This is a genomic window from Rhodococcus sp. KBW08 (assembly GCF_003852455.1).
Lineage (GTDB): Bacteria > Actinomycetota > Actinomycetes > Mycobacteriales > Mycobacteriaceae > Rhodococcus_F > Rhodococcus_F baikonurensis.
In genome coordinates this window covers 108,464-122,794 of the sequence record NZ_QAJJ01000005.1, presented here as the reverse complement: position 1 = coordinate 122,794, position 14,331 = coordinate 108,464, and the positions used below count along the sequence as shown (strand labels likewise).

Annotated in this window: 12 protein-coding genes; 11 read left to right on the top strand and 1 reads right to left on the bottom strand. The window is 63.2% G+C overall.

Going from position 1 to position 14,331, the window contains the following annotated elements; translation table 11 throughout:
- Nucleotides 1-96 precede the first annotated feature (96 nt).
- Both DBV08_RS06130 and DBV08_RS06125 read left to right on the top strand, forming a co-directional pair.
- Nucleotides 97-1,020, top strand: a complete 924-nt coding sequence (locus tag DBV08_RS06130; RefSeq protein WP_095969480.1) for an MBL fold metallo-hydrolase — start codon at nt 97-99, stop codon at nt 1,018-1,020.
- 9 nt (nt 1,021-1,029) lie between these two features.
- Nucleotides 1,030-1,500 carry a MarR family winged helix-turn-helix transcriptional regulator gene (locus tag DBV08_RS06125; RefSeq protein ID WP_095969481.1) on the top strand — a complete coding sequence of 157 codons (471 nt, stop codon included), beginning with the start codon at nt 1,030-1,032 and terminating at the stop codon, nt 1,498-1,500.
- Here the strand turns inward: DBV08_RS06125 and DBV08_RS06120 are convergent.
- Complete coding sequence (locus DBV08_RS06120) at nt 1,466-2,386, bottom strand: VOC family protein (RefSeq protein WP_172436510.1); 921 nt, start codon at nt 2,384-2,386, stop codon at nt 1,466-1,468. The genes DBV08_RS06125 and DBV08_RS06120 overlap by 35 nt on opposite strands.
- Before the next feature lie 205 nt (nt 2,387-2,591).
- On the opposite strand from DBV08_RS06120, the gene glf reads away from it, so the two are divergent.
- The 9 genes from glf (at nt 2,592) to DBV08_RS06075 (ending at nt 14,128) form a co-directional block, all read left to right on the top strand.
- On the top strand, nt 2,592-3,806 hold the full coding sequence (glf, locus tag DBV08_RS06115; protein ID WP_124566858.1) for a UDP-galactopyranose mutase: 1,215 nt from the start codon (nt 2,592-2,594) through the stop codon (nt 3,804-3,806).
- On the top strand, nt 3,803-5,716 hold the full coding sequence (locus DBV08_RS06110; RefSeq protein WP_124566857.1) for a glycosyltransferase: 1,914 nt from the start codon (nt 3,803-3,805) through the stop codon (nt 5,714-5,716). The genes glf and DBV08_RS06110 overlap by 4 nt, the downstream gene beginning before the upstream one ends.
- A complete protein-coding gene (locus DBV08_RS06105; protein WP_003943893.1) occupies nt 5,697-6,230 on the top strand; it encodes a phosphatase PAP2 family protein in 534 nt (177 codons plus the stop codon). Before DBV08_RS06110 ends, DBV08_RS06105 begins: the two co-directional genes overlap by 20 nt.
- The gene (locus tag DBV08_RS06100) at nt 6,227-7,132 is read left to right on the top strand and encodes a decaprenyl-phosphate phosphoribosyltransferase (protein WP_003943808.1); all 906 of its coding nucleotides are present in this window, start codon (nt 6,227-6,229) and stop codon (nt 7,130-7,132) included. The genes DBV08_RS06105 and DBV08_RS06100 overlap by 4 nt, the downstream gene beginning before the upstream one ends.
- On the top strand, nt 7,110-9,029 hold the full coding sequence (gene zomB, locus DBV08_RS06095; RefSeq protein ID WP_124566856.1) for a flagellar motor control protein ZomB: 1,920 nt from the start codon (nt 7,110-7,112) through the stop codon (nt 9,027-9,029). The genes DBV08_RS06100 and zomB overlap by 23 nt, the downstream gene beginning before the upstream one ends.
- 330 nt (nt 9,030-9,359) lie before the next feature.
- Entirely contained in the window at nt 9,360-10,370 is a 1,011-nt protein-coding gene (locus DBV08_RS06090; RefSeq protein ID WP_095969486.1) for an alpha/beta hydrolase family protein, read from the top strand.
- A gap of 253 nt (nt 10,371-10,623) precedes the next feature.
- The gene (locus DBV08_RS06085; RefSeq protein ID WP_095969487.1) at nt 10,624-12,507 is read left to right on the top strand and encodes an alpha/beta hydrolase-fold protein; all 1,884 of its coding nucleotides are present in this window, start codon (nt 10,624-10,626) and stop codon (nt 12,505-12,507) included.
- A 106-nt stretch (nt 12,508-12,613) separates the two neighbouring features.
- Nucleotides 12,614-13,165 carry a DUF732 domain-containing protein gene (locus tag DBV08_RS06080; protein WP_124566855.1) on the top strand — a complete coding sequence of 184 codons (552 nt, stop codon included), beginning with the start codon at nt 12,614-12,616 and terminating at the stop codon, nt 13,163-13,165.
- A gap of 9 nt (nt 13,166-13,174) precedes the next feature.
- Nucleotides 13,175-14,128, top strand: coding sequence for a cutinase family protein (locus tag DBV08_RS06075; RefSeq protein ID WP_095969489.1), 954 nt, complete (start codon nt 13,175-13,177; stop codon nt 14,126-14,128).
- Nucleotides 14,129-14,331 lie beyond the last annotated feature (203 nt).

Genomic DNA, 14,331 nt, shown 5'->3' with positions numbered 1-14,331 from the left:
AACCATTGACACCGAACAGGCACCCACCGAGCATTTCGGTGGGTGCCTTTGTGTGTGCCTACAAGCGGTATCGAGCTGTTCGGAAGGCAATCACTGATGAGCTTCACCATCGACGTCGGATCGGCGCGCGTCACCCAACTGACAGAGCTGGCACACTGGCCGTTTCCGCCGCGAGAGCTTTTTCCGCACGCGGGTGAGGCGGAGATCGAGGACGCGTCGGCACGGCTGACACCGGAGTTCTTCGACGCCGGTAGCGGTGACCTCGTACTTGCCATCCACACCTACCTGGTGGAGATCGGCGGCAAAGCCATCGTCGTCGACACCGGCAACGGCAACAGCAAGCACCGGCCGAACCTCCTGCCGCATCACATGTTCGGTACCGACTACCTCTCCCGCTTCGCAGCCACCGGTGTGTCCGTCGACGACGTCGATCTGGTGGTCAGCACACATCTGCACCCCGACCACTGTGGTTGGAACACCGCCCTCGACGCCGAAACCTGGCGGCCTACCTTTCCCCGCGCGACCTACGTTTTCGATCGCACCGAACTGGCCGCGCTCGAACAACTCGCCGCCGACGGTCCGCACGAAGGAGTGGTCTCGGATCTCGCGCAGACCTTCGAGGACAGCGTCCGTCCCGTTCTGGACGGGGCGAAGTGGGAGGCGGTCGGCGACGGTCACGTCCTGGCCGAATCGGCAGGCACAAGCGTCGTCGTGCGCAGCGCGCCCGGCCACACTCCGGGCCACATCGTGATCGAGATTCGCACTGCCGACGGCGGCGCCGTCATCTCCGGCGACGTGATCCACCATCCGATCCAGTTTCTGTACCCGGACCTCAGTCAGGGCGGCGACGCGGATCCCGAGATCGCGAGGGTCACCCGCCGCGAACTTCTCGAACGCTGCGCGTCGGAGGGACTCCTTCTGCTTCCCGCGCACTTCTCCGTCGACGAACCGATCACGGTTCGGTTCGACGCGGACGGTCTGCCGACGGCACCTTCGATATATGTTGCGAGTCCTGCATAGAATGGGGCCATGCCTGCGACCGAATCGACGCCATCGCTCTCCGGCAGGCCGCTTTCGAGTCGAATCGGGTACGGCTTGGTCAAAGCCGCACTCCGCGTGAGGCAGTCATACGCAGAGGCCTTGTCTCACGCCGGACTGCTGCCCAATCATCACGCCATTCTCAGCACACTTGACGAGCTCGGCCCATGCCATCAAAAGGAGCTTGCTTCCCGAGTGGTGGTCGACCCCGGTGACATAGTTGCCTATCTCGACAGTCTGCAGGAGTCAGGATACGTTGTGCGCGAACGTGATCAATCTGATCGGCGTAGGCAGGTCGTCTCGATCACGGACTCCGGAGTAGCGAAGTTGATCGAGGGCGATGAGGCCCTCGACGCCGTCGAACAAGAGGTTTTCGAGTCGTTGACCGATCAGGAACGTGAGACATTGACGGTCGTATCCGCCAAGCTCACGGGGCCGACGGCGCGGCCGTCAGAGGCCTGATGATTCCGGGTATTCTTTTGCTCGTCTTGGCTGGACGCTTGTGGCCCCAATAACTCGGTTGGTTGTAAGTTCTTGCCACCCAACTCAGATCGTCAACGGTGAGTCCACCGAACCCGTACTCGATCTGGAGACCGGACGGGCTGCCGATGTAGATCGATGTCATCAGGTCGTTGGTGTGGCGCCCCAGTGTTTGCATGACCTCGGTGTCGTGGCTGTCGAGAAGATCGATCAGGCGTCCGAGATCGTCCATGCATTCGACTTCGAGCATGAGGTGGTTGAAGCCGACGTGGCCGGGATATTCGGCCAGCGCGAGTGAATGATGACGTCCGTTGACGTGATAGAAGCGCACGGTGAATTGATCGTCGGTGACCCGGTCCGAGAGTCGAAATCCCAGCACATCCACATAGAACTTGTTGGCTTCCTCGATATTCGGTACCTGTAAAACGATGTGGCCCAGGCCTTGATCTCCGGTCACGAATCCGCCGCGCATGACACGACCCGGTGTGAACGACAGTGGCGTCGATGCCTTTCCCCACGAGATTTCGTGGCGAGTTCCCCATGGGTCGGTGAACCACACGAGTTCGGCGACTTGCCGCTCGGCGAGCAGGTCGGGATTGCCGTAGTGCAGCGTGATGCCGCTCCGGTCGAGGTGTGCGGCAAACGAGTGAAGATCGGATTCATTGGCCATTGCCCAACCGGCATACAGGAATTCGTCTACCTTGCCGGGGTGGACGGCAATTCGATAGTTGACGTCGTCTACTGCGAGCCGGATTGCGCCATCCGGTCCGTCTGGTGACAGTTTCGCGCCCAGAAGTCCCGTTCCGTACCTTCTCCAGTCCTCAGCTCTGGGTGACGCGACTCCGATATACGACAGTTCCTGGATCACGATGATCTCCCTCGAATTCTCTTGATGGTCACTGTTCCCAAAATATAAGCAGCGTGACCAATGATTGGCAAGACAATCGTTGGTATTGCCAAGTAATTCTCGAGCAGTACCCGCCAAAGATGCTGAAATCAGGAAGCAAGGGCCATAGTCCCTGGTGACGCATCCAACCCTCGGCTTCCGAACAGGTCCGATACCCTGGTTCATCGTGACCGCTGCAAATTCAGAGACCGCCCGTGCCCAGTACGACCTGATCGTCGTCGGCTCGGGATTCTTCGGGCTGACCATCGCCGAGCGTGCCGCTACCCAGCTGGGTAAGCGCGTGCTGGTGCTGGATCGCCGTCACCACCTGGGGGGGAACGCATACTCGGAGGCTGAGCCGGAGACCGGCATCGAGGTCCACAAGTACGGTGCCCACCTGTTCCACACCTCCAACGAGAAGGTCTGGGACTACGTCACCCAGTTCACGGAGTTCACGAATTACCAGCACCGCGTCTTCGCGCTGCACAAGGGACAGGCGTACCAGTTCCCGATGGGGCTCGGCCTCGTGTCGCAGTTCTTCGGCCGGTACTTCACGCCCGAGGAAGCACGTGCCCTCATCGCCGAGCAGTCCAGCGAGATCGATTCGAAGGATGCCTCCAACCTCGAAGAGAAGGCGATCTCCCTGATCGGGCGCCCGCTCTACGAAGCATTTGTGCGCGACTACACCGCAAAGCAGTGGCAGACCGACCCCACCGAGCTGCCCGCGGCGAACATCAGCCGCCTGCCGGTCCGCTACAACTTCGACAACCGCTACTTCAACGACACGTACGAGGGCCTGCCCGTCGACGGCTACACGGCGTGGCTCGAGAACATGGCGAAGGATCCGAAGATCGAGGTCCGTCTCGACACCGATTACTTCGACGTCCGCGACGAACTGCGCGCCGCGAGCCCCGACGCACCTGTCATCTACACGGGCCCGCTCGACCGCTACTTCGACTACTCCGAAGGTGCGCTGGGATGGCGCACCCTCGACTTCGAAACCGAGGTTCTGCCCACCGGAGACTTCCAGGGCACCCCGGTCATGAACTACAACGACGCCGACGTGCCGTTCACCCGTATCCACGAGTTCCGTCACTTCCACCCGGAGCGCGAGTACCCGACCGACAAGACCGTCATCATGCGTGAGTTCTCACGTGCCGCCGAGTCGACGGACGAGCCGTACTACCCGATCAACACCCCCGAGGACCGCGAGAAGCTCTCCGCGTACCGCTCGCGCGCCAAGAAGGAGACCGCGGAGAACAAGGTCCTCTTCGGTGGACGGCTCGGCACCTACCAGTACCTGGACATGCACATGGCGATCGCCAGCGCGCTGACCATGTTCGAGAACACCCTGCGCCCGCATCTCGAATCGGGTGCGGAATTGGCAGGGGAGAGCGAATGAACGCACGTCATCTACTCGAAGGCGAAGAAGCCGTCACCGGCGACGAGGTGACCTACCTCGGTAAGTCCCTGCTCTCTCGGATCATCCTTCCCCGCGCCGGCGAACCGCTCGACGTCCGCACGCTGTACTTGGAGGAAGCTTCGACCAACAGTCGTCGGGCGCACTCCACCTCGCGGACGTCCGTAGCGCTCGGCGCCGAGACCGAAGTCTCGTTCGCCACCTACTTCAATGCGTTCCCCGCCAGCTACTGGCGTCGCTGGTCGATCCTGAACTCTGTGGTCCTTCGACTCGCATTGTCCGGACACGGTCGCGTGGATGTCTACCGGTCCAAGGCGGACTCCTCGCGAATTCACGTGGAAGGCAAGGAATTTGCCGACGGTGATGCCGCGGTGGAACTCGAGGTGGAACTGGCGCCGTTCGAGGACGGCGGCTGGATCTGGTTCGACATCACCACCGACACGGCAGTGGTCGTCGAGAGCGGCGGCTGGTACGCGCCCGTCGAGGCTCCCGGTGAGGCGACGGTCGCCGTTGGTATTCCGACGTTCAATCGCCCGACCGACGCGGTCAAGGCGCTGGCTGCATTGTCGTCGGATCCTCTGGTGTCGGATGTGATCAAGGCCGTCATCATGCCGGATCAGGGCACCCGTAAGGTGCGTGACGAGCCCGGGTTCGCCGAAGCTGCTGCAGCACTTGGTGATCGGCTCGCCATTCACGATCAAGGCAACCTCGGCGGCTCCGGCGGATACAGCCGAATCATGTACGAGGCGCTCAAGACCACGCAGTGCCAGCACATCCTGTTCATGGACGACGACATCGAGATCGAACCCGACTCGATCCTGCGTGCGCTTGCCTTCTCGCGCTTCGCGAAGTCTCCGATGCTGGTGGGTGGGCAGATGCTCAACCTGCAGGAACGCAGCCACCTCCACGTGATGGGTGAAGTGGTCAACCGCGGGATCTTCATGTGGTCTGCGGCGCCGAACGTCGAATACGATCACGATTTCTCCAAGAATTCGCTACGTGATTCGAAACTCCTGCACCGCCGCATCGACGTCGACTTCAACGGTTGGTGGATGTGCATGATCCCGCGCCAGGTCGCGGAAGAGCTCAAGCAACCGCTGCCGCTGTTCATCAAGTGGGACGACTGCGAATACGGTTTGCGCGCAAAGGAAGCCGGATACCCGACCGTCACGCTGCCCGGTGCCGCGATCTGGCACATGGCGTGGAGCGACAAGGACGACGCCATCGACTGGCAGGCGTACTTCCACCTCCGTAACCGTCTGGTGGTGGCCGCGCTCCACATGCCGGGCAACGGCCGCGGCCTGGTCGTCAACACGGTGAAGGCGACTCTCAAGCACCTGCTGTGCCTCGAGTACTCCACCGTTGCGATCCAGAACAAGGCCATCGCGGACTTCCTCGCCGGACCGGAACACGTCGCGAACATGCTGCCCACCGCACTCGGTGAGGTCCATGCGCAGCGCAAGGAGTATCCCGACGCTGTCGTGGTGTCCTCGGCAACCGCACTACCGCTGCCCTCCGGCGCGGAGGTCGGGGACGTCAGCGCGCCGACCAACCCCGTCGCGAAAATCGTCCGCGTCGGCAAGGCCGTGGTACACAACCTCAAGCCTGCGCACTCCGAGCATCACGAGCGTCCTCAGCTCAACGTGCCGACCATCGACGCCCGGTGGTACCTGCTCTCGCAGGTCGACGGCGTCACCGTCACCACCGCCGACGGCCGCGGCGTGGTCTACCGCAAGCGCAACCCCAAGCAGGCCCTCGAACTGCTCAAGGAAGCCATGCGTTTGCGCCGCGAACTCGCCGCACGTTTCCCTGAGCTCAAGAAGCAGTACCAGGACGCCGTTCCTTCACTGACCAGCACGGAAAGGTGGGAACGTGTCTTCGGCATCTCCTGAAGTACAGATTCTGGCCGGGATTCAATCGACCGTCGGGCAGCTTCCGGGAGCAGTGAAGGTCGCTCGCGGTATGTCTCACTTCGGTGAGCACTCCCTCGGGTGGATCGCGATCGCTGCCGTCGGAGCTGCCGTGGACAAGCCGCGTCGACGTGAATGGGCCGGAGCAGCCGTCGGAGCTTTCGGTGCACACGCCGCCTCCGTCGTGATCAAACGAGTGGTCAGGCGCAAGCGACCTTCCGACCCTTCGGTGCAGGTCAACGTCTCGACACCGAGCAAGCTCAGCTTCCCGTCCTCACACGCGACGTCGACGACGGCGGCGGCTGTGCTGATCGGTCGGCTCACCGGGCTACCCTTACCGGCGTTGCTGGTGCCCCCGATGATGCTCTCGCGTCTGGTCCTGGGAGTTCACTACCCGACCGACGTACTCGCCGGAGCGGCACTGGGAGCCGCATCCGCGGCGGTAGTTCGCCGGGTCGAAGAAGCCAGAGCCGAACAGAAATGTGGAGATAAATGAGCGAGGAACCGGCTACGGTCAGCGGACCCCCGAAGTCCCTGCCCGCCGGCATCGTCAAGGCGCTTCGCCCACGTCAGTGGGTCAAGAACGTCCTTGTGCTGGCAGCGCCCATCGCGGCCGGAACCGCCACCGAAGCCGACGTGCTGTTGCCCGTCGCGCTGGCGTTCGTCGTGTTCTGTATGGCGGCATCGGGCATCTACCTCGTCAACGACGCGATGGATGTCGAAGCCGACCGCGCTCACCCCACGAAGCGTTTCCGTCCCATCGCGGCCGGAGTTCTACCCGTCAACATCGCGTACGGCATGGCAGTCGTGCTGCTGGCCGGTGCGATCGGACTGTCGTTCCTGGCCAACTGGCAACTCGCCGTGGTCATGGGCGTGTACATCGTCATCCAGCTCGCCTACTGCTTCGGTCTCAAGCATCAGGCCGTGATCGACATCTGCATCGTCTCGTCCGGCTTCCTGCTTCGAGCGATCGCCGGTGGCGTTGCCGCCGAGATCGACCTCTCGCAGTGGTTCCTGCTGATGATGGCGTTCGGTTCACTGTTCATGGCGGCAGGCAAGCGCTACGCCGAACTGCAGTTGGCCGAGAAGACCGGCGCGAAGATCCGTAAGTCCCTCGAGAGCTACACGATGACGTACCTGCGTTTCGTGTGGACGATGGCAGCGACGACGCTGGTCCTCTGCTACGGACTGTGGGCGTTCCAGCAGGACGCCATCAAGGGCACCAACTGGTACGCCATCTCGATGGTGCCGTTCACCATCGCGGTGCTGCGATACGCGGTGGACGTCGACGGCGGCGAAGCCGGAGAGCCTGAGGAGATCGCGCTCGGTGACCGGGTGCTGCAACTCCTCGCGATTGCGTGGATCGGAGTAGTGGGTGTCGCTGTCTACCTCGTCTGAGCCACGCACCGAGGCCGACCCGCACGTCGACACTGCGGCGAACCGCACCACCCTCAGTCGAGGAGTTTTTCTCGGCGGGGTGGTGCTTGCTGCTGCCCTCATGTTCTGGGGTGCGTGGGAGCGTCGTTGGATCGCCGACGACGGACTCATCGTCTTGCGAACCGTCCGCAACCTGCTCGCGGGGAACGGCCCGGTCTTCAACGCGGGTGAGCGCGTCGAGGCGAACACGAGTACCGCGTGGACGTACATCGTCTACGCATTCAGCTGGCTCACGCAGATCCGCCTCGAATACGTCGTTCTGACGATCGCGCTCGTACTCTCGACTGCTGCCGTCGTGTTGGCGATGCTCGGTACCGGTCGTCTGTACCGAGGCGTACGGCCGTCGGCGGGCGGAACGATCCTGCTGGTACCGGCCGGTGTTCTCGTCTACATCGCGGTTCCGCCTGCGCGAGATTTCGCCACTTCCGGCCTCGAGACGTGCTTGGTGATCTTCTGGATCGCGCTCTTATGGCTACTGCTCGTTCGGTGGGCGCAGGCGTCGACGCCGTCCACGGCGTCGATCCTGATTCTCTCGTTCGTGGCAGGACTCGGACCACTGGTCCGACCCGAGATGGCAATTCCCGGTGCCGCCGCGTTGATGATGATCGTTCTCTCCGCCGGCCTGACCTGGAAGATTCGCGCACTGATCGTGGTCGTGGCGGGACTTGTCCCGGTGGGCTATCAGATCTGGCGAATGGGCTATTACGCCCTGCCGTACCCGAACACGGCAGTGTCGAAGGACGCCGGTGGCGCGAAGTGGGCGCAGGGATTTGCGTACCTGTGGAACCTCGTCGGGCCGTACCTGCTCTGGCTGCCGCTGCTGTTCCTGCTCATCGGTGCGCTGCTGCTCGTGTGGCGAAACCGAGCGGACGCACCGGCCACCACCACCGATCGACCTGCACGCCCGCTGTGGCAGCGCTTTCAACAGTTTCTGCGCACGCCGCGGGCCGTCGTCACGTTCATTCTCGGCAGCGGACTGATTCTCGGGATCTACTCTCTGCGCGTCGGCGGCGACTTCATGCACGGACGCGTCCTGTTGCCGGTGCTGTTCTGCCTGCTCATCCCGGTCGCCGTCATTCCGTTGCGAGTTCCGGCGCGGACAGCGTTCGGGAGCAACCGAGACACCGCGATCTTCGGGGTCTCGGCGGTGCTGTGGATCGGCACGATCATCTGGGCCTTCTTCGCCGCGAACACGACGGGTATGCCCGAAGGGTCCGTGGTGGGGCGCTCGGGAATCGTCGACGAGCGAGCGTTCTACGCCCTCAACACCGGTCACAAGCACCCGATCCTTGCCGAGGACTACCTCGACTATCCACGGATGCGTGCCATGGTCGAGACCATCGCACGGACTCCGGAGGGCGGGCTGCTGTTGCCGTCCGCCAACTACGATTCCTGGTTCGTCGTCCCCCCGCCGGGGCCGCTCGAGGAGCCGGCCGAGCACGTGGTCTTCTTCCTCAACCTCGGAATGACGAGCATGAACGTCGGGCTCGACGTTCGGGTGCTCGATCAGATGGGGCTGGCGTACCCCTTGGCCGCTCACACCGAGCGACTCGAGGACGGCCGGATCGGCCACGACAAGAATCTCTATCCGGACTGGGTGGTCGCGGATACGGGAATGATCGACGTTCGCCCGTGGCTGCCGTTCTTCCTCGACGAAGACTGGGTTGCCGATGCGAAGCTGGCCATCACCTGCCCGGAAACACAGGAGCTGCTCACGTCGTACCGCTCCGAGTTGACCTGGGCGAGATTCAAGCAGAATTTCCAGCAGGCATTCGACTTCGCGAAGTACCGATTCGACCGGGTTCCGGCCTACGAATTGGAACGCTGCGGGCTCGTTCCGCCAGAGCCACCCCGGTGATGTGATCAGCATCACCGGCTGTTGAAGGTTTGAATATTTCGATTCAGTAACACCGAATTGATTGACCACGATGTACTCGAAGACGATTCACCTAACCTGAATCACCCCCAGGGGTGAAGACGGCGTCGCTCGCAGACTGGGACGTAACGGTCCACCTATTTGTCACAGCTGAACCTGTGACATAAAGTCCAGCGAGCGCAGTGTGACTTGGAAGAGGTCCGCTGCCGACCCGAACTCGTTCGGGCTGGCAGAAAAGCCTGTTCCCCGACGGAATCCGCCGGAACCACTCCACCGAGTGGGTTCCGCAGACGAAGAGAGAGAGCAGTATCCATGCGTTTTGCCAGAAAGAGGCTGACCCAGCGCCTCAAGCACCGAGCGTTGGCCATCGGTGCCGCAGCACTTGTGCTCCCCCTTGCTGCAGGTGTTGCCGGTAGTGCTGTCGCCTCTGCTGCGCCCGCGCACACTGCTCCCAGCCACACCGCTCCCTCGGGCGGATACGACGAGCTGTGGGTGCCCTCCTCGATGGGCAACATCAAGGTCCAGGTCCAGTGGGCCGCACGCGGCGGAAACGCTGCTCTCTACCTCCTCGACGGCCTGCGTGCGCGTAACGACGCCAACGCGTGGAGCTTCGAGACCAACGCGATGGACCAGTACAAGAACGACAACATCACCCTCGTGATGCCCGTCGGTGGCGAGTCCAGCTTCTACAGCGACTGGTACGCACCGTCGAACTTCAACGGCCAGCAGATCACGTACAAGTGGGAAACGTTCCTCACGCAGGAACTCCCCAACTTCCTCGCGAACTACGGCGTTTCGCCCACCAACAACGCGGTTCTCGGTCTCTCGATGGGCGGCAGCGCTGCTCTGACGCTGGCTGCGTACCACCGTGACCAGTTCAAGTTCGCCGGCTCGCTCTCGGGTTACCTGAACATCTCGGCTCCCGGCATGCGCGAAGCAATCCGCGTCGCAATGCTCGATGCCGGTCGCTTCAACGTCGACTCCATGTGGGGACCGCCGTGGAGCCCGTCCTGGCTGCGCAACGACCCGTTCGTCTTCGCACCGCGTCTGCAGGGCCTGTCGATGTACATCTCGTCGGCAAGCGGCCTGCCCGGTGAATACGACCACCCGCGCGCACCGATCGACTACTACAACACGGCCAACGGCATGGGCCTCGAAGCTCTCGCTCTGGTCAACACCCGTGCATTCCAGATCCGCATGAACTCGCTGGGTATCCCGGCCACCTACAGCTTCCCGTCCAACGGCACGCACTCGTGGCCGTACTGGTCGGCAGAGCTGTGGAAGGCTCGCGGCCAGATCCTCGACACCATGAACGCTTGGTGATCGTGCGCGATCCCGTGACCTAGTCACTTCACCAGTGCCGTTCCGGACTCCCTCGAAGGAGAACCGGGACGGCACTTGTGTATTCAGGTGCTGCACAAGCGCCCGATGTCAGTAACAATTGCACCACCAGTAACAGCGCGGCTACCCCAAGCGGGGATCGTTTGCGTGTAGAAATAGTTTCAACGGGGGTCTGGCTGCTCAGGCGGCCACACGATCGACGCGCGGACCGACTGTAAGGAAAGAGAGTGAGCTCATGCGAGTAGGCCTTGCCACGGAGGACCGTCGCCGGTCCCGGGCAACCTTCCGGACAAAGGTCGTCGGCGCACTGGCAGCGATGCTGGTTCTGCCGATCGCCGCGGGCTTGACCACGGCCGGAACCGCGGCAGCCGCGCCGGCACCTGCTCAGGCCGCACCGGCCGCCACCCAGAACCCCACCGGTGCAGCGGTCACGAAAGTCGACTGGCTCAGCGAGCGTCGCGTCGCGCTGTGGGTGAACTCTCCCGCGATGGGCGCCCCGATTCAGGTGCAGATCCTGTTGGCCCGCGATTGGAACGTCAATCCGTCGGCCAGCTTCCCCTCGGTCTGGATGCTCGACGGTCTTCGCGCGACCGACAACGAGAACGCCTGGACCTACGAGACCGACGCCGAGTCCTTCTACGCGGACAAGAACGTCAACGTCATCCTCCCGGTCGGCGGTCAGTCCAGCTTCTACTCCGACTGGCTCCAGCCCGACAACGGCAAGAACTACCAGTGGGAGACGTTCCTGACCAAGGAACTGCCCCCCATCCTCGAAAAGGACTGGCGGACCACGCAGACACGCGGTGTCGTCGGACTGTCGATGGGTGGCACGTCCGCGATGTTCCTCACGGCGCGCAACCCCGGCTTCTTCAAGTTCGCCGCTTCGCTCTCCGGCATCCTCACCACCACCTCGCTCGGAATGCCTCAGGCAATCCAGTTCGCGATGACCGACGCCGGTGGATACAACTCCGCCGCGATGTGGGGACCCCCGTCCAACCCGCAGTGGGCCGCACATGATCCGTACGCGCTCGCCGAGAAGCTCAAGGGCGTCAGCCTGTACGTCTCGAGCGGTAGCGGTACGACCGGCCCCTACGACCAGCCGTCGGGAATTCCCGGTGTCAGCACCAACTACGCAGGTATGGGCCTCGAGATTCTCGCTCGCCTGACTTCGCAGACTTTCGCCACCAAGCTCAACCAGCTCGGTATCCCCGCACAGGTCAACTACCGCCCGTCCGGAACCCACTCGTGGCCGTACTGGCAGTTCGAGCTTCATCAGCTGTGGCCGCAGTTGGCCAACGCCATCGGCGTCGAGGTCGAGAAGCCGGCTTGTGGCACTTCGGGTGCGATCGGTGCGACGGCCGCAGCCAACGGCTGGATCGGCGACTGCATCACCCCCGAGTACAGCGTCGCGGGTGGCCTGGCACAGGACTTCCGCAACGGTCGCATCTACTTCACCAGTGGAACGGGCGCCCAGCCTGTCGCCGGTCGTATCGCCGGCGCGTACATGAACACCGGAGCAGCGGCCGGCCCGCTCGGCTTCCCGCGTACCCCGGAACTCGGTACCCCCGACGGACGCGGACGCTTCAACCACTTCCAGAACGGCTCCATCTACTGGACCCCGCAGACCGGCGCTCACCCCGTCAGCGGCGACATCCTCACCGAGTGGTCCGCACAGGGATGGGAAGGCGGCCCGCTCGGCTACCCGACTGCCGACGAGATCGCGACCCCCGGCAAGCCCGGCAAGGTTCAGGGATTCGAGATCGGCGCGATGTACAGCAGCGCCAACGGAACTCATGCCGTTCTCGGAATGATCATGGGCAAGTACGGCGAACTCGGTTGGGAAAACGGCTGGCTCGGATTCCCGAAGTCGAACGAGGTTCCGATCAAGGACAACGGGCGCTTCACCGAGTTCGAGGGCGGCAACATCTACTGGAGCCCCGGCACCGGTGCATGGTCCGTCGAGAACGGCCCGCTGTTCGACGGTTGGAAGAGCGTCGGATACGAAGGCGGCCGCCTCGGATTCCCGATCAGTGACAAGTTCGACATTCCCGGTGGTGTCCAGCAGAACTTCCAGTTCGGCTACATCACGGTGATCGGTGACAAGACAGAAGTTCACTAACTCACAGTGGTGCACGACGGGCGGGCCCGATCACGGATCGGTGCCCGCCCGCGTGCGTTGCGTAACCTGTTGATGGACTTTCGACTGAAGGCAAGGACGGACATTGATGTCGCTTTTCTCGGGTAACCGAAACACTTGTGCACGCGCGATCGCGGTCGGCGCCTTGGCGCTCGCCACGGGTGGCGCACTGGTCGCGTGCGGTAGTGACGACTCCACTGCAACCTCCAATCCGGTCACCACGACGTCCGCTGCGGCTTCGTCCTCGAGCGGTTCGGCGTTTGCGTCCGCCTCTGCGACCACGACGGCGTCGGCTGCGCCCACCAGTCCGGGAGCAGCGGCCACCGCGCCGCCGGAGCAGCCGCAGAGCATCGAAGGCTTCCCGGGTCCCACAGTCGTCGAGGTCAGTCCCGAGGCTCAGAAGTTCCTCGACGGACTGAAGGCGAAGGGCATCACCCCGGCCGGTGACGGAAGCATCGCCGTCAATACAGCCAATTACATCTGTGCTGCCGGTCCTCAGACCGACGACGAGGTCCTGACCTTCGTGACTGCCTTCGTCGGCCAGGAAGCGTCGGCGGAAGGCAAGCAGATCACTCCCGAGCAGGCAGGTGCGAACGCTCAGATCTACGTCGACGTCGCCAACGCCACCTACTGCAAGTAGGCGCGGGTCATGGCGAGGTCTGGAAAGCGTCGTGGGTGCCTGATCCCGCTGCTGATCATTCTTGTGGTCGCAGCGGTCGTGATCGGCGGTTGGTACATCCTGGCCGGGCGGGTGCCTTCGCCGACCCCGATCCCGCCGAGTCCGGAGCCGCCGGTGTCTCAGCCGGCCAGTTGCCCCGATGTCCAGGTAGTAGCCATACCGGGTACATGGGAGTCGAGCGCTACCGACGACCCGTACAACCCGACGGCCAACCCGGCGTCGCTGATGCTGAACGTGACCCGTCCTCTGCAGGAGCAGTTCGATACTTCGAGGGCCGACGTCTACACCGTTCCGTACGTCGCACAGTTTTCGAATCCGGTTGCGATCCCGCCGGACGGACAGCAGTCCTACAACAACAGTCGGGCGGCGGGAACTGCTGCCACTAACGACTTTCTGATGAAGCGGCACGCCGAGTGCCCGCTCACGAGCTACGTCCTGACCGGATTTTCCCAGGGCGCGGTGATCGCGGGTGACGTCGCCGCGAGCATCGGTGACGGTACCGGTGCGGTACCGGCCGATCTGGTTCTCGGCGTCGGTCTGATCGCCGACGGTCGGCGCGATCCGGCGTTCGGGAACACCGTTGGCCCGAGCGTTGCCGGCGTCGGTGCCGAGCTGTCACTGAACGGGCTGAAACTTCCCGGTCTCACGATGACCGGCCCGAGGCCCGGCGGGTTCGGTGACCTCAACGATCGGACCTATCAGATATGCGCGCCCAGTGACGGTATCTGCGACGCTCCGGCCGCCGCTCTCAATCCGACCAACTGGCTGAGTTCGGCGCCGCGCCTGCTCGAGTACTACAACAACCCTGTGCACGCGATGTACAACTCCTTCCAAGTCGATCCGAACGGCACGACGGCCACCCAATGGATGGCACAGTGGGCTGCGGAGAAGATCGACGCCGCGCCGACGCCGCCCCACAGTTGAGTCACCGCCGCACTGTTGATTCGTCACAATCGGGCGTCTCGGGAGTTCGCTCGCGGGTAATCTGCTCGTTTGGTCCCGGTAGAGTGCTGCACGGTCCGGGGGCTTCCTCTACAGTGCTGTCACGTAAGTGACTGGCGAGTAGGTTCGATTTGTCCGGTTTCGAAGTCCGAGTACGACGTACGTGTCCATCACAGGAGAATCGT

Bases quoted from the DNA above. Each gene is read 5' to 3' on its own strand.
- DBV08_RS06130 (WP_095969480.1), top strand. From the start codon at position 97: ATGAGCTTCACCATCGACGTCGGATCGGCGCGCGTCACCCAACTGACA.
- DBV08_RS06125 (WP_095969481.1), top strand. From the start codon at position 1,030: ATGCCTGCGACCGAATCGACGCCATCGCTCTCCGGCAGGCCGCTTTCG.
- DBV08_RS06110 (WP_124566857.1), top strand. From the start codon at position 3,803: ATGAACGCACGTCATCTACTCGAAGGCGAAGAAGCCGTCACCGGCGAC.
- DBV08_RS06100 (WP_003943808.1), top strand. From the start codon at position 6,227: ATGAGCGAGGAACCGGCTACGGTCAGCGGACCCCCGAAGTCCCTGCCC.
- DBV08_RS06090 (WP_095969486.1), top strand. From the start codon at position 9,360: ATGCGTTTTGCCAGAAAGAGGCTGACCCAGCGCCTCAAGCACCGAGCG.
- DBV08_RS06085 (WP_095969487.1), top strand. From the start codon at position 10,624: ATGCGAGTAGGCCTTGCCACGGAGGACCGTCGCCGGTCCCGGGCAACC.
- DBV08_RS06080 (WP_124566855.1), top strand. From the start codon at position 12,614: ATGTCGCTTTTCTCGGGTAACCGAAACACTTGTGCACGCGCGATCGCG.
- DBV08_RS06075 (WP_095969489.1), top strand. From the start codon at position 13,175: ATGGCGAGGTCTGGAAAGCGTCGTGGGTGCCTGATCCCGCTGCTGATC.